Here is a 20633-nt window from a genome sequence, read left to right on the forward strand (position 1 = left end):
CAGCCCCAAAACCGATTTCGCCTTTAAGCGCATCTTTGGTTCCCAAGAAAGCAAAGATATCCTCATTAGCTTCTTAAATGCCCTCATTTATGATGGCAATCCAAACATTACTGACCTAGAAATTATCGATCCCTATAATCAAGGCGATACGAGTACCGTAAAAGATAGCTATTTAGATAAAAGGCGATCGCCGGTTGGGAGGGCGATCGCCTGTTGGGATATAGAATAGGGGTGGAATCGGATGGGGACTTACAAACCCAAGACGCAGGAGCAGTTCCAATGGACTGTAATCTTGTAACCCAACTGGCGAGCTACATTTTCAGTCCAGTGGTTGCAATTAAACTTGGTTCCGTATTGCCTGCCATCAAACTTCTGGACTGCGGCATAGACTTCATCTAGGGTATGTTCCCCTAGCGTCATGCAGTGATAACCCCCGATTTTCTCGCAAGCATAGCTGACTCGTCCTTGAGGTTCCCATTCGTGTACGACCCATTTATTTTTACCGGGAACTTCAACATAGATGCCATGATGGACTCCAAGACCGAGGGCTGTTTTTACGCGACAGGAGCGGACTTTGACCGTTCCTTTTGCTGACCCAGAGTATTGGGACTCATGGGTGTACATGGTGCTTTTGGCAAGACTGGATTTATTGGACATAAGAAATCAATTCCAAAATTCGACATGGATCTTAAGTGAAAAGTCATAATTCTCTTTCTTGACTGTCTCAAGACAACCTTGGATGCTAGTGAGATATTGAGGAATTCCCAGAGAAAACAGAATCTTCAAGTTTTTTCGATGCTCTGTAGTTAAGTCTAATGAAAACTTGTGCGTTTTTAAGCTGATCCCCTCTTGGCGTAGAGCAATCAGACTATTCATATGTGGATCGGATAACCACTGGTGCTTTTGCAAGTAGGCTTGAGCTTGATCGAGCACTGGCTTTGCTTTAGCGTATTCTTGTTGAATGTTAATTTTCTGTCTCATTAAATTCCAGGATCTCTGTTCAGCTTCTGTGCCCACTTTAGCTGATATTTTCATATCAAGATTGCCCTCCAACTTGATGCTACCATCAGTAGTTTTCAGTTCCATCTGCTCTATGTTCAGTTTCCGCGCTCCCAGCAAACCACATAGAGTAGCGAAATGGATACATTTGGCCTCAGCAAACTTATAACGTGAATCAGTTAATTCAGCATAATCAGAGGGATTATAAGGACTTTGGATTAAAACAGCGTTGGCATTGAAAAGTCCGCTATTTTTTAGTTTGTGCAGTAAATCGCTTGATTGATGATTGGTGAAATCAAGCAAGCAGACCTGCGGATTGAGAATTAATTCAGATCCACCCGGTTGACTTTTCAGTTGTTCAAGTGAATCAGGCATAAGAATCATAATTGATCTACGTCTCTCAGGGTTTTCAGGGATGGATTGAAAATTATTCTTCATTGAATTTGTCTCCTTGGGTAAAGCATCAAAGATCAAAAAACTTTTTTAAAGTCGATACAAGCAAGCCTAATACATATAATACTAATACGACAAAACAAACTATATTTTTCAAGTCTTTTTCGGTCTTTAAATTTGCTTTGACTTTTTTCATATATTTACGAAGAGTATCTAAATTTTCTGGTTTTAGAGGCCTGTTAAATTCCTTAGAAAACTGATTAACTTTTTCTGCCACAAAACCACCCAAATCCATTTGTTCTTGTTTTGGAAATTCTCCGTAAACAACAATAGTAGACTGACGATTAGCCCGGTCTTTTACTTGGGAAATTACCGTAATCACAAATGCATCTACCGTATGACGAATATCGACATTTCCTCTATAGATAGACTTTGCATTTGGTGATAATGCCAGTTTGTGAATATCCTTAATCACTTTATCTCCTTGCTCTGGAGATAAACGTTTAGGAGGTTTTCCATTCTCAGATTCCCAAACTTGATCCTCTGATACTAAATCTTCGGACTGAATCCACGCATATACGATGCTAGAGCTGTTTTGTTTCATAATAAAACCCTAATAATCCCTTCCATAAATTACCTTGTATTGTTCTTGGTTGCCTCAATAAACATTCGATTCAGCAATTTTTCTGCGCTATCGTAATCTACAAAACTACCAAGAACAATGGGTACATAACTCGGTGCAGTATGCAAATTCAATCTCGCTTCTTGTATTGTTTCAAGCTCCTCAAAGCGTCGGGTATACTGATCAAAATTATTGTCATTAATTTGTTTTAATTCAGGATTAATATCGCAGTGAGTGCCAACAATAATAATTTTTTTATTGAAGGATTTTTCTTTATGCCAATCCCGAATTTTTTTGCAATCCTTTATAACTCTGTCACATGAATCTTTATCTCGTTCCCAAATTTTTCCTGCATGTACAAAATAAAATACAATATCAGCCTGGTCAAACAAGTTTTTCCACTCATTATATACCTGGTCTGTTCCTCCACCTGACAAATCAACGGTTTTTGATATTGATATTGTTAGGTCAATATCCCGAATATGAACAGTAGATGAAGCAATTTTTTCGGCTACTTGTGTTGCCCTGTATGGGCCAAGAAGCTTACTATATTTCATATAAAACAAAAACGTTGTTTTCCCTGTTGCAGACGCACCTAATACAGCGATTTTTTTGCCTTCAAAATTTTTAATAAGTAACACTGATACAACAGTCAGAATAATTCCAGGCACTATCAGGGGCCACATATCTATAAACTCCTTAAAAATCAACTGACATTGATTAGCTTAAAACAAATATCTGTTGACTAACAGGTAGACAAAGAGGTGGACATTGGGAGGCTCTGATTTTACAAGCTTAGAGCCTATCCCTAAATAAAAAGTAAAGGTTCTAATATCCTTTCTTTTGAAGGTTGCCATTAATCAATATCACACTAGGCAAGGGGCTTAAGCTTCTTACCTAGCACATGGTCATGGAGAAATGGTATAAGACGGAGCTTTATCGATGTTCTGCTTAGATAGAAGTCAGATTGGATAGAGACTGTCTGATTAATTTACGACCTCTCTATATAGCACTCTGAGGATTCTAACTATCAAAAAAAATATTGCCGGAAGTGGGACGATAGTAAACATATCGGTACAAGCTGATGGAATTCTGACCTACATTGACCAGATTACAATGAATATCTACTGACCGACAGAGAGACCAATAGGTAAACTTTCAGGTAGACACAAAGATAGAGATATGCGATAATTATAAGTTAGATACTTATGGCAGAGTCCAAGAAAAGCATGAATCAACTAGATTTAGATACGAAACTTCAATCTTTAGATGATGAAAAGAGAGAAATATTGGAACTTATATTATCTGGTGAAACTCAAGTCAAAATTAGCGAGAAAATTAATCTATCTGAAGATTCTCTTAAAGATAAAATAGAAGACATATATCGTTACTTTGGGGTTGGAAACGATGACACCAGAAAAAGGCAAAAATTTTTTTTGATATCATTGTTTTTTAAATGCAAAATTGACATGGTTCACATTGAAGCATTTAAGTATCACACAACATCTGGATCAAGATCGAGCCACCTCGGAGAACTAGATAAAACGATAAATAAACTACAAAAAGAGGAGTATAAAATCTTGGAGTTGTTTTTACAAAACGATACCCCGCAAGAAATTGCTTGTAAATGTAACCTAGGCGAAAATGGTGACAAAAAAGTCCGGAATGATCTCCGAAAGATGTGTTCTTCTTTTCATATACAGGAAGCTAACATTAATTACTTAATAGTTTTATTTTTTAGGTACAAACCAGAAATGGTTCAAATTCCTCCTCTGTCAGATCCAAGTATTACAGCTAGTCCTTGTCTCTCGGGAGTTGAAGCCAAAGAAGGAATTGAAATCGATAACTTTCAAATAAGTTTAGAAGATGTAGATAACAGAACACAAAATAAAAAGCAATGGCGATTAATTATTCAGAGTGACGAATATAATGAAACTCTACTAAAAACAATCGAAAATTTTGTTCAAAATTTAACAGAAGATGGGACTCAAAAAGTGATTAAAATCAGCAAAGGTTCCATCGTTATTGAATTTGAAGGATCTCCGGAAGGGTTTGAGCGCATCAAAGCCTTGTTTGACTCAGGGGAACTCACGGAAATTGCGGGCTTTCCCATACAAGAGATTAGCGCTCTAGCCGAACAACAAACCCAACCGACTCAACTGAGTGAATGGTTGCAGGGTGTTTTTGCTCCCCTGTGGGAATCGGTAGATGGTTTATTCACCCCTGAGCAACTGCGTTTTGCCTTCCGTCAGCGCACTGAGGGGGTATCCCGGAGAAAGACAATCGTCTTTAACGAACTCGAAGATCGGCAAGTCGAACTGGTAGCGACAATTATACCTGTAGAAATGCCTAGAGTCAAGGTGATGGTACAAATTGTTCCCAGTGCCGGAGTAACCCATCTACCCGAAGACCTGCATATTCAGTTAGTCGATGAAAGTGATGCCGAAAATCCGGAAGGTGAAGTCTTTGAAGCCCAGGAGAATCTGGAATTTAATGCGGAAGTCGGCGATGCTTTTAGTATAATTGTAGAGCAGGGTAGATTTAGGGTTGTCGAACGATTTATGGTGTAAATTACAGATTTTTTACGGAAAGCGCCCCCAACCCAATAACCGACCCTCGATAGCAAGTTACCTAGTCTCCTCTAGGTGGCTTGTTATCTTGTTGTTTACTCCTCATGTTGAACAATGCTTCAAAAAACTATTGACTTAATTATACATGGCTCTCCTTCCGAAGGACTTCACCTTTCCGTACAAATTCGAGACCCTAATCAAAACCAAAACCAAACCTTGGTTAAGACGACTGGAAAACTGCCCCCAAATACCAAACTCCGGGAAGATTATGAACGTTGGAATAAAAGCTATCTCGATCTTGGCCATGTCACACGAAGAAGAAGAACGAGAAAAATTGATGGCGTTCGGGCTGATGCCAACAGAAATATTCAAGAACTGAGTCAATTGTGCAGGCAGAATTCTGAACAGTTTAAGAAGACATTAAACCAATGGTTCCAATCTCCAGAATGTATGAAGTTGCGAGAATATTGGCGAAAACCGTTGTTAGACGAAGAAGAAATTAATATTTTTATCCATACGTCAGACCCGGAATTACTCAAATTACCCTGGTATGAGTTGGATTTAATCGACGACTACCCCAATGCTCAAGTTGTTTTCACCTCCGATCATTCTAGCGCTCCTGATATCAATTTAGATAGACTGCCTAGCAAAGATCGAGTTAAGCTTTTAGCCATCTTCGGTAATGATGAAAATCTAGACTTAACTCAAGACCGGGAATTCTTGGAATCCATCCCTTCCTTAGAACCGACGATTCTGGACAAGCCCAGTCGTCAAGAACTATCGACTTATTTATACGATAATTCTTATGATATTTTATTTTTTGCTGGCCATAGTGAAAGCCAGGAAAATGATGGTCGTATTTACATTAATGACCAATACTACTTGACCATTGATGATGTCAGACATGCATTGAGAAACGCCTTGGAACGAGGCTTGCAAATTGCGATCTTTAACTCTTGTGACGGTTTGGGATTAGCTCAGAAACTCCAAGATCTACACATTCCGCAAGTTGTAGTGATGCGCGAACCAGTTCCCGATCAAGTTGCCCAAGAATTTCTGAAAAGATTTCTCTCCTCTTTTTCCGATCATAAATCATTTTACTTTTCTGTCCGTGAAGCACGGCAGCGCTTGCAAGGATGGGAATCTGATTTTCCCAATGCCTCTTGGTTACCGGTTATCTTTCAGAATTCTACGACTGAAGCTTTGAGTTGGCTGGAATTACGGGGACTCCCTGGGGGTATGGATTGGCGCAAAGTTTCTGAAGAAAAAATTAATCCCCAACTCGATTGTACGTCTTCAACCTGCAACAGTAACCGCGATATTTCTGGCTGCGAGAGAATTTATGTGCCTCTGACATTAATTAGCGATCGCGATCCCATCTCTCAAGATTCTCTATCTCCAGCAAGACTAGACCCTTTTGATACATCCGATCGCGAGCTTCTGGAGGGTTATCGGCGTAGCAATGATGACTTTTTTGCAGAGGAATTAGGTAGTGAAAAATCTCCTAAACGGATTGCTCTAATTGGTGAAACAGGAATTGGTAAAAAAGCGATTTTACAAGAAATGGCAGAGTGGATATTAAAGCATCAACTCAATGCTTATCCCATTTGGATTTCTTTGGCTGATTTACAAGATCGCCGCTGGGATACCCTAGAAGAATTTTTAGAAGAAAAATGGCTACCTGATGCTTTAGGAGAAGGGAAAGAAACATTAAAAAATCTGAAAAAGTTATTTCAAAGTGGGCGAGTGTTTCTCTTCCTGGAAGGATTGGATGAAATGCCTATTTTACAGAGCAAAGAGTCTCCCTTAAGCATATTAGCCGATCAACTCACAGATTGGATTGCACCAGCTCACGTCATTCTCACTTGTCGCTCGAATTTGTGGGAAAATCACCCCAACATTTTAGAGGATTTTGAGGTTTATAGAGTTGCCGGTTTGACTCACCCCGATCAAATCAATGCATTTGTTAATAAATGGTTTGAATATTGTCAAAATCGGTCATCCGGTCAAGATTTAGCCTCATCGCTTCAATTTCAACTGAAAACACCTAGGAAGGAAAAGTTTAGAACGATTCTCAAAAATCCCCTGTGCTTAAAGATATTTTGTGAGCTTTGGCAACAGAATCAAGGAAAGTTGCCAGACACTAAAACAGCTTTATACAGGAAATTCACCAATGGATTTTACGATCGCATATCCTTATCTGATCCTTCAGAACCAAACGAGATCCATTCAGCCTTGGGAGCGCTGGCTGTTGAGGCTCTCCAAGGCAAAAGCTATCAATTTCAGCTTGGGCAAATGGAGAGCTATAAAACCAGAAAACCGGAACTCTTTGAGCAAGCCATTGAAGTCGGTTTTCTCAGTTTAGTGGAAAAGACCGATCGCGACAATAGTCAATGGTCGTATCGTTTTTTGCATCCGAATTTACAAGAATATGTTGCGGCTCTGGCGATTGAAGATTGGCGCTTTTTCTTTAATCCCTCTGAAAGAATTTACCGTATTTTTGACAACCATTGGAAAGAAGTGATTCTCCTATGGTTAGGACGGGAAGATATTGATAGCGCTCAAAAAGAACAATTTCTGGATGCTTTAGTGCAATTTCTGGCTGAGATTAAACCCTATTCTTATCGCGCTTATTTTTTAGCCACCTCTGGACTGGCAGAATTTCCAGAGTATCCACAGGCAGAAACCCTTGTACGGGGACTGGTAAAATGGTGTTTTGGCGAGCAACTAGAAGGGGGAGAAATCAAGCGCTTTCCGGCAACCCTTGAACTGAGAGCTAATGCAGCGCTGCAAGAGAGCGATCGCCCCCTAGTCCTCCGTATCCTCACAGAACAATTACACACCTACTCTAATGACACAACCCTCAGTCGCGTCGCTTACACCCTCGGTAAACTCGCACCAGAGGAGTCAGAAGACAAAGAAAAATCCTTAGAAGTGCTGCAAAAATTATTGCGTAAGAGTGAAGAGGACGAGCAGCGTTTGGCGATCGCCTCCAGTTTAGCAGAACTCGATCCCGACAATACTTTAGCTCTCGATACTCTACAAAACCGATTAGAGCCTCCTTCATCTGATGGTGGCGATCGCAAATTCCATGGACTCGCAGGCGATCATCTCGCTCAAATCGATCCCGATAATGACCAAGCATTCGAGACTCTGCTAGAACTCGCCAAGAGTCCAGAAGAAGAGATGCGCTTATCAGCCCTCGAAAACCTGAAAGTAATTTTTGAGGAAAAATATGCTCGCCAAATTGTCGATTTATTAAGCGATAAGACCGATAAAAATTCAGATTTAAATCGGGTTTACAACGAATTATTGTGGCTATGTGCCGATCGCCTCAATTATGTAGACTTTTACCAAGCCCTTCATCATTCCCCATTACCTAGGGTTGCTCAACCCTGCGATGACACCAGTCTAAAAACCTTACCATCGCCTAAAAATACCTATCTGCTCTGGATTAACGCAGCCTCTTTGCAAGGAGAAACAGACCGTGAGGCGATTGCCCAAGCTCTGTGCGACAAAATGTATACTAAAGCCCTACCGGATCGGTCTATCCCCACAGCCACAACTGACCTTGAATTAGGACTTGAGATCTTTCGGGCTAAACAACAATTGCAAAAGCAAAACTTAGCCATTATTTTCGACCAATGCAACCCCACTCAAGAATTACTCGACTGCTGCCGTGAAATTGCTGCTCCCGATCTAGGAGTGCATATTGCCTGGATTACTGAGCGACCATTAGAATCCCCTTTGTATCAATTCCTTCCCCAAAACCCGAATCTAAAACGTTCCATCCGAGAGTGGATACAACAGTTGAATGATGCTTCTGGGGTCAATTCCATAACCGATCTTGACTTTAATAGCTAGACCGGGTGGTTGTAGGGGCGGAAATTGTTTCGCCCCTACAGATGGCTTTGGTAATCGCTATCTGTTGGACACGAATGCTATTATTGCTCTGTTACAGGGAAATCCACAACTGATTCAACACTTGATATCACTCCCCCCCCACCCCCATTCCCCCATTCCCCCACGGAGGGCGCGAAGCGCTGTATTACGGTAAAATCAGAAGGAAGCGATCGCCTCCTCCCGAAGATTATGGCTCCAGTCTCCACCCTAGAAGACACCCTCAAACACTATTTTGGTTACGATCGATTTCGTCCGGGCCAAAAGGAAATTATTGAAACGACGCTACAAAACCAGGATGTACTGGTGATCATGCCCACGGGAGGGGGAAAATCCCTCTGTTTTCAGCTTCCCGCGCTGTTGCGTTCGGGGATAACCTTGGTGGTGTCTCCCCTCATTGCTCTGATGCAAGACCAGGTGGATGCCTTGCAGGATAATGGGATTGGGGCTACATTCCTGAATAGTACCTTGAGCGCTGAAGAAGTGCGATCGCGCCAAAATGCCATCCTCAACGGTAAAATCAAACTGCTCTACATTGCCCCCGAACGCCTGATGGCTGACTGGTTCCAGCCCTTTCTACAAAGCATCCAGGAAGCGATCGGCATTTCCGCATTTACCGTCGATGAAGCCCATTGTGTCTCGGAATGGGGTCATGATTTTCGCCCCGACTATCGGCAAATGGCCCAGTTTCGGCGCTGGTATCCCCAAGTGCCCATTATTGCCCTCACCGCTACCGCAACGGATCGGGTGCGTCGAGATATTGTCCAACAGCTCCATCTCCAGCATCCCTATGTGCATATCGCCAGTTTTAACCGCCCCAATCTTTTCTATGAGGTGCGGACGAAAACCCGCCAAAGTTACGCCGAACTGTTTCAATTGATTCAGTCTGGGGGATCGGGAATTATTTATTGTCTCAGTCGTCGTCAGGTGAATGAGTTGGCCCAAAGGTTGCAAAAAGATGGGGTTTTGGCTCTTCCCTACCATGCCGGATTAGAGGATAGCGTGCGTCAAAATAATCAAAACCGCTTCATTCGCGATGATGTGCAGATTATGGTGGCGACTATTGCCTTTGGTATGGGAATTAACAAACCCGATGTGCGCTTTGTTGTCCATTATGACATCCCTCGCAGTTTAGAAAGTTACTACCAGGAAGCCGGACGCGCAGGACGGGATGGGCAAGACTCCCGATGTTTAATGTTTTTGAGTTATGGGGATGTGAAGCGGGTGGAGTGGATTATCGATCAAAAGAGTGATGAAAATGAACAGCGCATCGCCCGTCAACAGTTGCGCCAGGTGATTGATTATGCCGATGCGACGGATTGTCGGCGGTCAATTATTTTACGCTATTTTGGCGAACATTTAGAGGGTAATTGCCAGGGGTGCGATAATTGTTTGCACCCGAAACCGACCCAAGATTGGACAGTTGAGGCGATGAAGTTTCTCTCTTGTGTGGCTCGGTGTAAGGAGCGCTTTGGTATGAATTATATTATTGATATACTCCGGGGTTCCATGGGTGAGAAGGTGTTGCGTAATGGTCATGACAAACTCTCGACCCATGGTATCGGCAAAGACCGGAGTAAGGATGAATGGCGATTGTTGGGGCGATCGCTCCTCAATCAAGGTCTTGTCAGTCAAACCACGGATGGCTACAGTATCCTTAAACTCAATCCCCAAAGTTGGGCGGTGATGCGTCGTCAACGGCAAGTTTTAATCGCTATTCCTCCCCAGCGCAAGCAAGAACAAAAAGTCAGTTCTTTAGCCAGAGAAGCAGAACTCTTATTCCAAAACTTGAAAAAACTCCGCAAACAACTCGCCGATGAACAAGGAATTCCCCCCTATGTGATCTTTGCCGATTCTACTCTCATGCAAATGGCTCAACTTCGTCCCCAAAGTCTTCCTGCTTTATCCAAAGTTTCGGGAGTCGGCAGTTACAAATTACGGCAATATGGGGAAAAATTTCTAGAGGAGATTTGCCAATATTGTCAGGAACAAGGATTAGGAGAAACTACCGAGCCTGCGCGTGTTTTCCCCAGTGACAATGAACCCTCAGAAACCCAAAAAGTAACCTTAGAACTGCATCAAGAAGGGTTTAGTATTAAGCAAATTGCCGATCGCCGAGAATTACGCCCAACTACGATTGTTCGCCATTTATCCGAATTAATTGAGTTAAAGCAACCCGTCGATTTAGATAACTTAGTCGATCCGGAAAGACAAGAGAAGATTATCAAAGTCTTAGAAAAGCGCGGCGCAGTCTCTTTAACCTTGCTCAAGGATGCCTTAGGAGAGTCCTATACTTACGATGAAATTCGCTTAGTGCGTGGTAAATGGCAACAGAATTTATAGCGCTTCGTGCAGTAATTGATCTTACATCGGTTCTAAGCGAATCAAGACAGTGCGCTGATTCTCCTGAGCCGAACTAACTTGAATGACAATTCTATGATTTTTGTCGGGGCGATCGAACACCATTTGTTCATCCCCTTTAAGGGTTAAATTTTCCTCTAATCCTTCCTGGGCAAAAGCGTTGCGGTAAAAGGCGAAAATCTCTGCAACAGTTAACGATGTGGAGAAAAAGGCATCCTTTTCGCCTGCAATCAGAGCCGAGGGGAATTCTTGATAAAATTCTATTTCGTCGGGAAGGGGAAAAACCTGATAGCGAGAGGCAGTTTGGGTTGAGTCTTCTTCGGAGAGGGTGGCAACTTCGGCTTGTCCACCGAGTACGGCTTGCAGGGTGGGGGAAATGCTGGGTTCTCCAATGAGGGTAAAGGCTCCCCAATTGAAGGGATTGGGATATTCTTGGCGAGTTTTGAGCATGGCTTGACGCAGAGCCTGGGCTTTATCGAGGCCGTTTTGTAGATTTTGATAGAAACTTTGCATTAATAAACCGGTGGGATCGTCAGGGACTTTCCAGAGGGAGACGACGATACTGGAGGTTCCGGCGGCAATAAAGGCACGGGATAAGCCCAGGACTCCATCGCCGGTAATTTCTCCTCGTCCGGTGTCGCAGGCGCTGAGAACGACTAATTCGGCGTTGAGTTGGAGGGCGATAATTTCTCTGGATTCTAGATAGCCGTTGGTGTTGGCTTCTGGGGTGAAGGAGAGGGAGCCTAAAAATCCGCTTTGTTGATCGTCGAGGAGTCCATGGGTGGCGAGATGAATGAGCCGCGCTCCTCCCATGCGTCCTGTAACGGCGGATTCGGTGGCTTGATTGCCGATGAGGGGGGAGATGTTGAGCTTTTTGGCGATCGCCTGGGCCTCAATTTCTGCACCGGGTAAACTGGAGAGATCGTCGGGCATGGTAGGATTGCCAACCACTAAGGCAGCGCGAATGGAGTGATCGAGGCTTTGTTGTTGCGATCGCGTAAACTCTAAGACTTGAATCGAGGGTGCAGTCAAAATGGTGTGGCGATCGATCAGAAATTGACCTTCACCATCGGGAATAGCAGCAAACGGAATTAAAAACAGCGTATCTTGGGGAATAAAGGTAACGCGAGCATTCGGATCGTTGGGCAGTTCGCGACTAATGGGGGCAATTAAGGATTGATAGAGATCCGTAAACTGGCGCGGTTGTTCGGCAGTAACTCGCCCTCGCACCAGGTTTCCCCGCACCCGTTGGACTAAGTTATCCAAGCGCCCCCGATCTTCTGAGATGGCGACTTGCTTAAAGGTAATCTCTCCATTGGGTTTAACCACCCAAATTAAAACCCCAGTGGGTTGGAGTCGCTCTGAAAAGGTGGCTTGGCGATTAAAGCGCAGCAGTAAATCCGGTCGGTACTCGTAGGTGAGGGTGTAGCTGACGAGGGTGGAATCCTGTTGGCGGGCAATTTGACGAATTTGGTCGATGTTGGGTGCTTCCACTTCGAGGGAAATGCCCCGGTCTTGGGCTAATCGCTCTCCGAGGAGGACGATAAAGGCCCGCGATCGCGCTGATTCTGACCATTCTAGGGCTTCTTCAATCTTATTTTGAGCGACTAAAACTTGTTGTAACCAGCGCAGGGTTTCCACCTGAAATTCATATTCGGTAACCGAGGGCGAACCCGCGTTGACCCGCAATTCCCTGGCTTGAGTGTAGCGATCGAAGGCTTTTTTTAAGGCTTGTTCCGCTTCCTTGAGCTGTCCATCTAAAAAGAGATTAATCCCCAATTTCATCTGTACTTTGGGATAGGATAAATCCGCCGGATTGATGGAGATTTGTTCAATAAGGTTTAAATTTTTTGCTAAAAATTCTATCGCTTTTGCATAATTGCCTAAACTCGAATAGGCCCCCGCCAGGTGTTCTAGGCTTTGTCTTTCGGTTTGACGGGTCTCAGAATTCCATTCGGTGGCGGGATTTTGCCGCACTAAGGCTAGATTTTCTTCATACAGTTGTAGAACAGTTTCTAGCTCGCCCATGACGCGATAGGTGAGGGCTAAAAAGGTTCTGGCTTTATGTTCTAGGTGAGGCTCTCCGAGGTTTTGCGCCTGTTGAATGGCTTCTTCGAGTTGGGCGATGGATTCTTCATAGTCGCGCTGTTTGCGGGATTCAATGCCTTCGAGAATTAAAGCATCAATCTGGGCAGAATTTTCCTGAGCGATCGCCATAGGCACATCCGCAGAAGCGCCAGAGGAACTGAGAGTCGGAAAATTAAGGAGTGGGGCGATCGCCAAACCTAGGACTGTAAATCCAATCCATTTTTTCATCTTTCCCTCACCTCACTTCCAGCAACTATCGTATTTTAACCTCCTGATTTAAGTCAGCCCATTCCCCCACTCCCCCATCAATAAATTAGGGGTAAGCGAAAACACTTACCCCTACCTATAAGAAGATCAAAACCAACCGTTACAGATTCTTCTCACTCAAATCGCGAGCCATATGTTCAAACGGTTCATCGACAAAACTCGTATCAGCAATGCCAGCTTCTGCCACTTGAGCTTTGACGATATCCTTCATAATTTGAATGCCCCGAACCGTTGGCCCGATGGGAACATCCAGAGAATTATAGGTTTCGCGCAATCCTTGTAGCACCCGCTCATCGAGAACATCGGTATTCCCAGAAACGAGAGCATAGCTGGCATAGCGGAGATAATAATCCATATCTCGCAAACAAGCCGCATAGCGACGAGTGGTATAAGCATTTCCACCCGGACGGATTAATTCCGGCAGTTCCTCAAATAATGCGGAACCCGCTTGCTTGACAATACTAGCCGCATTACCAGTAATCACATTAGCCGCCTGAATCCGAGCCAGACCACTATCAAAATAGGATTTGATTTGGTCTAGGGCATTGCGGTCTAGATACTGACCTGTAATATCGTAATTTGAAATTAAGCTTGTGACTGCATCCCGCATTTGTATTCTTCTCCCAACACAGCGTATTCGTTAATTAAAGGGGATTAATGCATAATATCCATCTTGGAGTTTACTATAAAACGCATCCCCATTTCAGCCTCAAGTCAGAGGAGATGCCCTGACAGAGAGTCTCAAGAGGCGATCGCCACATCCATCAGAATTATTAAGACATTCCTAAAGAACGCCCCATACAGCCAGAAATATTTTAGTAATGGGCGATACAAAACTGGCTCACATCTATGCCTACGATGGATCGGCTAGAAAACTGGGACAGCGATCGCCAAGACAGAGGATTGATGCAACCAACGTCTGTTCAGTCACCGTTCCAGACATAAACTCGTCGTTAATTTTCCTCTTCAGGTCACGGAAAACGCAGGTCTCAACGTTAAAGAACCTCGCAATCTGAACCTCAAGACTGACTCAATACCAACTCAAAGGAGTAATCCATGTTCCAAAACGCAGCAGAACTCTTGAAATACGTTCAAGATGAAAAGATCCAGATGATCGACCTGAAATTTATCGATATGCCTGGCATCTGGCAGCATTTAACCCTGTATCAAGATCAAATTGATGAAAGCAGCTTCACCGATGGCGTAGCCTTCGACGGTTCCAGTATCCGGGGTTGGAAAGCCATTAACGAGTCTGACATGGCCATGGTTCTCGATCCCACCACCGCTTGGATTGACCCATTCATGGCTGAACCCACGTTAAGCGTCATCTGTAGCATTAAAGAGCCTCGGACAGGGGAATGGTATAGCCGTGACCCCCGTTCCATTGCTCAAAAAGCGGTCGAGTACCTACAAGCCAGTGGTATTGGCGATACAGCCTTTTTTGGCCCAGAAGCAGAATTCTTTGTCTTTGATGATGTCCGCTTCGACCAAACCCAAAGCGCTGGCTACTACTATGTCGATTCCATTGAAGGGCGCTGGAACTCCGGACGCGAAGAACCCGGTGGTAACCTGGCCTACAAACCCCGCTACAAGGAAGGCTATTTCCCCGTTGCTCCCACCGACACCATGCAGGATATGCGGACGGAGATGTTGCTAACCATGATGCAATGTGGGGTTCCCATTGAAAAACATCACCACGAAGTAGCGAGCGGGGGTCAAAATGAACTCGGTTTCAAGTTTGGCAAACTGATTGAAGCGGCTGACAATTTGATGACCTATAAATATGTGATCAAAAATGTCGGTAAACGCTACGGTAAAACCGTAACCTTTATGCCCAAACCGGTCTTTAATGATAATGGTTCTGGGATGCATACCCACCAGTCCATTTGGAAAGATGGTAAACCTCTATTCTGGGGAGACGGTTACGCCAATCTGAGTGAGATGGCTCTCCATTATATCGGCGGTATCCTCAAGCACGCTCCGGCTCTGTTGGCCTTGACCAATCCTTCCACTAATTCCTATAAGCGTCTAGTTCCTGGATTTGAGGCTCCGGTGAACCTGGCTTACTCTCAAGGAAACCGTTCCGCTGCTGTCCGCATTCCACTCACGGGAACGAATCCGAAAGCTAAACGGTTCGAGTTCCGCTGTCCCGATGCCACTTGTAATCCCTATTTGGCTTTTGCAGCGATGCTGTGCGCTGGGATTGATGGGATTAAAAACAAAATCGATCCCGGTCAATCATTGGATGTGGATATCTACGATCTCTCCCCTGAAGAGTTGGCGAAGATTCCTTCGACTCCCGGCTCTTTACTCGATGCCCTGAAAGCTCTGGAAGCGGATCATGAGTTCTTAACGGCTGGAGGTGTGTTTACGGAAGATTTCGTGACCAATTGGATTGAGTATAAACTCGATAATGAGGTCAACCCCATGCGCTTACGTCCCCATCCCTATGAGTTTTCGCTCTACTATGATGTCTAGAAGAGGAGATGGGTTCTCCTTTGATAGGTTTGTAGTCCATTAAGGGTTATTTCCCCATGCAATAGCCACCTGCAACAGGTGGCTATTTTAGTGAAAAAAATACTATTTAGAGTTAAACTAATGCAAGTAAAGTGAGTTTCTAACGCCTAACATTGATGGTAAATCCTTTGGCTGAACTGGCCTATCAAGGCTGGCAACAAACGAAGAATGCGTTGAGCTTGACTCATAAGAGTTTGGCTTATCAATTGTCTACTTTATTCATCGATCGCGAGAAGACTTCGACACCCACAATTGATCCACAAGTGTTAAGCATTATTCAACAGCGATTGGAAGCATTATTAAACGTGGATTGGGAGGAGGCGAATTTAGGAGTTTATCCCATCGAGTTATTGTTTGAGGAAGATTGGCAGGACTTCTTATGGACTTATCCTCAGATTTGGTTAGATTTACCTCTAACTTGGCAACGGAAAAGTCGTAAGCAATCTCATGTTTTTTCTTCAGAAGTCGATCGCTCCGCTTATCCTAAGTATTATCTGCAAAACTTCCACTATCAGACCGATGGCTATTTGAGCGATCGCTCCGCCGAATTGTACGATCTACAGGTCGATATTCTCTTCAATGGAGCCGCAGATGCCATGCGTCGTAGGATTTTAGCGCCTCTGAAGCAAGCTGTAAGTCATGGGGAAACTCCCCCCAAACCGGCTAAAATTCTCGACGTTGCCTGCGGTACAGGCAGAACCCTGAAATTCATCCGCCAGACCTGCCCTCAAGCCTCGTTATACGGTCTCGATCTATCTCCCTACTATCTCCGTAAAGCCAATCGGTTGCTCTCGAAAATACCTGGAGAACTGCCCCAACTCCTGCAAGCCAATGGGGAAACATTACCCTATGTGGATAATTATTTTCACGGAATTACCAGCGTCTTTTTATTCCATGAATTGCCCTATAAAGCCCGCCAACGGGTGATTAATGAATGCTTTCGAGTCCTGAAACCGGGCGGAACACTGATTATTTGTGACTCCATCCAGAAAGACGATAGCCCGGAAATCACCCCGGTCTTAAATTGGTTTGCTCAAACCTTTCATGAACCCTACTATCAACACTATCTAAGTGATGATTTAGGCGATCGTCTACAAAAAGCAGGCTTTACAGAAGTTAAGATTAAGACTCACTATCTGAGTAAGTATTGGGTGGCGCGTAAACCAGAACCATGCCAGACAGAAGGAGAAAGAGCAGGAAAATTTTTGTTTTCTCCGGAAACTGTGTCTCGTGCTTCATAGGATGAATTCCTCAGTGTTCAAGAAGAGCTGTTGATCAAAATTAAGCAGATTGTTGAGGACGCAGGCACAAGTTTGGCGATCGCCCCTATAATTCCCATGAATCCGCAGACTTTGTAATAATGGAGGAGTATCGGAACCTCTGAGGTAAGAGGGTTTCCTGTATAATTTCTGATGGTGAAAGAAGATTATGAGCGATCCAGTGGTAGAAAACACGATGACAGAAGAGCTAGAAGCACCTGCTCCCGATTATACCCATGAGATCGAAGGGGTAATTAGCACGATGATCCCTGAAGGTCAGACGGTGCAAGCGGGCCACGATCCCCAGGAAGGGTATTTGTGGAAGTTCCAATATGGGACGGTTGAGGTCTATGTACAACTGACGGGTCAAACGGATGATGATACGTTAACGGCCTGGTCTTATGTTCTCTCTTTACCGGCCAAAGAGGAACCGAAGTTGATGCGTAAGCTGTTGGAAATGAATTGGCTGACCACGTTTGAGTCCCATTTTGCGATCGTGGATAACCGGGTGGTGGTGGTCGCGACGCGCACGGTGGCGGAATTATCTCCTGGGGAAATTGCGCGAGCAATTACGTTGGTGGCGAATATTGCTGATGATAATGATGAAGCTCTGATGGCTGAGTTTGGACAGTAAGTTTGGTTGAACGTTGGCGGTTTATTCCCTTAATTGAGGAGTCGGGCCGATCGCAGATGGCGATCGATCGCTGGCTCTGGAAACAACATCAACAGGGCAATTTGCCGCCTATTTTGCGGTTTTATACCTGGAATCCGGTGGCTATTTCTTTGGGGTATCACCAGAAACGGTGGCCCCAGGTTTGGCAGGATTTGCAGTGGGAAGGAAAACCGGTGGAGTTGGTGAGACGGCCTACGGGGGGGCGTGGGGTTCTCCATCAGGGGGATTTAACCTATGCGGTGGTGTATTCTGGGCGGTTTGCGAATCGGGTGGCAGCCTATGAGCAGATTTGTGAGTTTCTGATTCGCGGGTGGCGATCGCTCGGTTTTGAGTTACACTATGGTTCAGCCGGTCGCGGCTATGCCCAAGTTCCCAACTGTTTTGCCACCGCTACGGGAGCCGATTTAGTCTTAGAATCGGGCTATAAACTCATCGGTAGTGCCCAAGTTTGGCAGGGTTCTACCGTTCTCCAACATGGCTCTATGCGGCTCAAACCCGATCGCCAACTCTGGCATCAGGTCTTTTCTGAATCGATCCCCGAACCTCCACCGAGTTTAGCGGATCTAAATCTCTCTTCCCTTGTCGAGACCTTCACCCAAGCAGCCTGCGCAACCTTCGATATGGAACTTGAGGTACAACCCTTATCGGAACAAGAGTGGGAAGAAATGAGAGCGCCCAGCCCCATAAAAAAACAATGCAGACTGAAATAAACAGCCTGCACGCTAATTTGGAACACGACTTAGCATCAAAGGAGCAGAGATCCTCAAAGCCTTACTATATCTGAGGAGTTGAGTCTTATGTATTGATCTCAACTCACCCTAGGTTCAAGCAACTCATAAAGATTCATCTCAAGGATAGACAAACCCGAAGGTCAGACTAAACAGGACAATGATGACTCTGATGCTTCTACTATGACCGACTTCAGGGAGAGCATGGGGTTTTGTGTAAGCAAGATTCACAGAAGCGATCATCTTCACCCGTTGCGCTCTGATATGGTGATCTCATACACAACTGCCCTCAGTGGCAGTTCTGACGGTATTAATAAAGAATAGAGAAGAAGACTCTGGTTCGGTTTGAGCCTCCGTCTCACCCCCAATGTGTTGTTTCTTCGTGTAATCTGATGAACCAGATTCAGTTTATCCAATCCTTTGCCAATCTTACCCCTAGGCGACAAGAAGTGCTGTTAAAAGTTTTGGCAGGGGAAGAGGATACGGCGATCGCCGAACAGCTTTATATCCAACCGGTGACGGTACGCAAACATATCCAACATATCTGTGATGCCTTTTTAGGAACCGTCGATCCCCAAGAGTCCGGATATTCCCGTCGCGGGGAACTCATTGCTCTGATCGCCAAATATCGTCCAGAGTTAATTGGAGAAGCCCTAAAAACCAACCGGGAACACCAACCCCAGAGCCATCATATCCTCCTCAGTTACTATCAAAGTCCCACCGATCCCCCCTTAAGCCTGATTTCCCAACTCTACGAAACCCTCAAGAACTCCGGCTATACCGTGACATTAGCCGATAACTGCCTGCGGATGGCCAAAAATGGCCTGCAACAGATTTACCGAGAACTGAACACCTGTGAAGAGTTGCTGCTGTTGCTCTCGCCCTTATCTGCCGTCAGTGAGATGATTACCGAAGAGGTGCGAATTGTCAAATCCTTACAAGAATCTCGCCAACAGGGGCTACCTCATATTATTCCCTTAGACATCAACAATTCCTTTCGCCTGCTCAACCACGACTTGCGGGGCTATTTACAGGACTTACCGAGGTTAAAATGGCGATCGCCAGACGATACCCCCAGATTAATTAAAACCTTATTGCGACTGTTGGCAGAAGGCGATCGTCAACACTCCAAAGATCTCTCAGCTCCTGAATCTGCCACCCAGCATCCCTACGCCATCCTACCCAAATCTCCCCCCCAACCCATTGCCGAACCCGAAATTCCCAGGGGACAAGTCGAACTGGCCTCCGCATTTTATATCGAACGGCCCAGAATAGAAACACGATGTTATGAGGCGATCGAAAAACCCGGAGCCTTAATTCGCATCAAAGCCCCCCGACAAATGGGCAAAACCTCCCTCCTAGCTCGCATCCTACACCATGCCTCCACCATTGGCTACGCCACCGTCCCCCTCAGCTTTCAACTTGCCGATAGCAAAGTCTTCACCGAGTTAGAACCCTTCCTCAAGTGGTTTTGCGCCAATATCAGCCTCCAAATCAACCTCCCCGTCAACTTTGAAGACTATTGGGATAGCATTTTTGGAGCCAAAGTTGCCTGCAAATCCTACTTTGAAAACTATATCCTTCCCCACTGTCAACATCCCCTCGTTTTAGGCTTAGATGAAGTCGATGTCGTTTTCTCCTTTCCCGACATCGCCTCCGACTTTTTTAGCCTCCTCAGAGCCTGGCATGAAGAAGGAAAAAACCGCGACATCTGGAAAAAACTGCGCTTAGTCGTCGTTCATTCCACAGAAGTCTATGTTCCCATGAGCATCAACCAATCTCCCTTTAACGTCGGCTTACCCATTGAACTCCCCGAATTTCCCCCCGACAAAATCCTAGAACTCGCCCATCGCCATGGCTTAGATTGGACAATCTCAGAAGTCAATCAACTCATGTCCATGGTTGGCGGACACCCCTATTTAGTCCGACTCGCGCTCTACCATATTGCTCGCCACGAAATGACCTTAAAAACCGTCCTCGAAACCGCAGCCACCGATGCCGGTTTATATAGCGATCATTTAAGGCGACATTTATGGAATCTACATTACCATTCCCTCTTAAAAGAAGCCTTAAAAAAAGTCGTAGAGAGCGCCCAAGCCATCCAACTCGAATCCATACAAGCCTTTAAACTCCACAGCATGGGATTAATTGACTTACAAGGTCATAAAGTTGTGCCGCGATGTAATTTATATCGTCAATATTTTCGACTACAACTCTCTTAATTTTTTGAATTTCAGTGGTGCATTTACAAGGGGT

At 44.7% G+C, this 20633-nt stretch carries 14 protein-coding genes and 1 pseudogene; 9 read left to right on the forward strand and 6 right to left on the reverse strand.

Features of this window, described 5'->3' with window-relative positions; translation table 11 throughout:
- Nucleotides 1-178 (forward strand): annotated as a pseudogene (locus PJF56_RS16500) (PD-(D/E)XK nuclease family transposase); the annotation flags it as partial.
- Nucleotides 179-249: 71 nt separating this feature from the next.
- On the opposite strand, the gene PJF56_RS16505 reads toward PJF56_RS16500, so the two are convergent.
- The 4 genes from PJF56_RS16505 to PJF56_RS16520 are packed head-to-tail and all read right to left on the reverse strand — an operon-like array spanning nt 250 to nt 2700.
- Nucleotides 250-657 carry a hypothetical protein gene (locus tag PJF56_RS16505; RefSeq protein ID WP_283763791.1) on the reverse strand — a complete coding sequence of 136 codons (408 nt, stop codon included), beginning with the start codon at nt 655-657 and terminating at the stop codon, nt 250-252.
- A 6-nt stretch (nt 658-663) separates the two neighbouring features.
- Complete coding sequence (locus tag PJF56_RS16510; protein ID WP_283763792.1) at nt 664-1437, reverse strand: hypothetical protein; 774 nt, start codon at nt 1435-1437, stop codon at nt 664-666.
- Nucleotides 1438-1462: 25 nt separating this feature from the next.
- Complete coding sequence (locus PJF56_RS16515; RefSeq protein ID WP_283763793.1) at nt 1463-1996, reverse strand: hypothetical protein; 534 nt, start codon at nt 1994-1996, stop codon at nt 1463-1465.
- Between the two features lie 29 nt (nt 1997-2025).
- The gene (locus PJF56_RS16520) at nt 2026-2700 is read right to left on the reverse strand and encodes a GTPase domain-containing protein (protein ID WP_283763794.1); all 675 of its coding nucleotides are present in this window, start codon (nt 2698-2700) and stop codon (nt 2026-2028) included.
- Nucleotides 2701-3243: 543 nt separating this feature from the next.
- On the opposite strand from PJF56_RS16520, the gene PJF56_RS16525 reads away from it, so the two are divergent.
- From PJF56_RS16525 to recQ, 3 genes are all read left to right on the forward strand, one after another.
- A complete protein-coding gene (locus tag PJF56_RS16525) occupies nt 3244-4584 on the forward strand; it encodes a DUF1822 family protein (RefSeq protein WP_283763795.1) in 1341 nt (446 codons plus the stop codon).
- A 114-nt stretch (nt 4585-4698) separates the two neighbouring features.
- Entirely contained in the window at nt 4699-8448 is a 3750-nt protein-coding gene (locus tag PJF56_RS16530; RefSeq protein WP_283763796.1) for an NACHT C-terminal alpha/beta 1 domain-containing protein, read from the forward strand.
- Nucleotides 8449-8676: 228 nt separating this feature from the next.
- Nucleotides 8677-10827, forward strand: a complete 2151-nt coding sequence (recQ, locus tag PJF56_RS16535; protein ID WP_283763797.1) for a DNA helicase RecQ — start codon at nt 8677-8679, stop codon at nt 10825-10827.
- Nucleotides 10828-10848: 21 nt separating this feature from the next.
- On the opposite strand, the gene PJF56_RS16540 is transcribed toward recQ, so the two are convergent.
- Both PJF56_RS16540 and apcB read right to left on the reverse strand, forming a co-directional pair.
- Nucleotides 10849-13161 (reverse strand): CHAT domain-containing protein, encoded by a 2313-nt coding sequence (locus PJF56_RS16540; protein WP_283763798.1) that lies wholly within the window; start codon nt 13159-13161, stop codon nt 10849-10851.
- 139 nt (nt 13162-13300) lie between these two features.
- Nucleotides 13301-13810, reverse strand: coding sequence for an allophycocyanin subunit beta (gene apcB / locus PJF56_RS16545; protein ID WP_283763799.1), 510 nt, complete (start codon nt 13808-13810; stop codon nt 13301-13303).
- A 446-nt stretch (nt 13811-14256) separates the two neighbouring features.
- Between apcB and glnA the strand changes: the two genes are divergently transcribed.
- The 5 genes from glnA (at nt 14257) to PJF56_RS16570 (ending at nt 20599) form a co-directional block, all read left to right on the forward strand.
- A complete protein-coding gene (gene glnA, locus PJF56_RS16550; protein ID WP_283763800.1) occupies nt 14257-15678 on the forward strand; it encodes a type I glutamate--ammonia ligase in 1422 nt (473 codons plus the stop codon).
- A 155-nt stretch (nt 15679-15833) separates the two neighbouring features.
- Entirely contained in the window at nt 15834-16958 is a 1125-nt protein-coding gene (locus tag PJF56_RS16555; protein ID WP_283763801.1) for a class I SAM-dependent methyltransferase, read from the forward strand.
- Nucleotides 16959-17145: 187 nt separating this feature from the next.
- Complete coding sequence (locus PJF56_RS16560) at nt 17146-17610, forward strand: YbjN domain-containing protein (protein WP_283763802.1); 465 nt, start codon at nt 17146-17148, stop codon at nt 17608-17610.
- Between the two features lie 56 nt (nt 17611-17666).
- Nucleotides 17667-18359 (forward strand): lipoate--protein ligase family protein, encoded by a 693-nt coding sequence (locus PJF56_RS16565; RefSeq protein WP_347179569.1) that lies wholly within the window; start codon nt 17667-17669, stop codon nt 18357-18359.
- Between the two features lie 410 nt (nt 18360-18769).
- The gene (locus PJF56_RS16570; protein ID WP_283763804.1) at nt 18770-20599 is read left to right on the forward strand and encodes an AAA-like domain-containing protein; all 1830 of its coding nucleotides are present in this window, start codon (nt 18770-18772) and stop codon (nt 20597-20599) included.
- The last annotated feature ends 34 nt before the right edge of the window (nt 20600-20633 follow it).

The sequence above is a fragment of the Roseofilum halophilum BLCC-M91 genome (assembly GCF_030068445.1).
In the GTDB taxonomy this organism is placed as follows: Bacteria; Cyanobacteriota; Cyanobacteriia; order Cyanobacteriales; family Desertifilaceae; genus Roseofilum; species Roseofilum halophilum.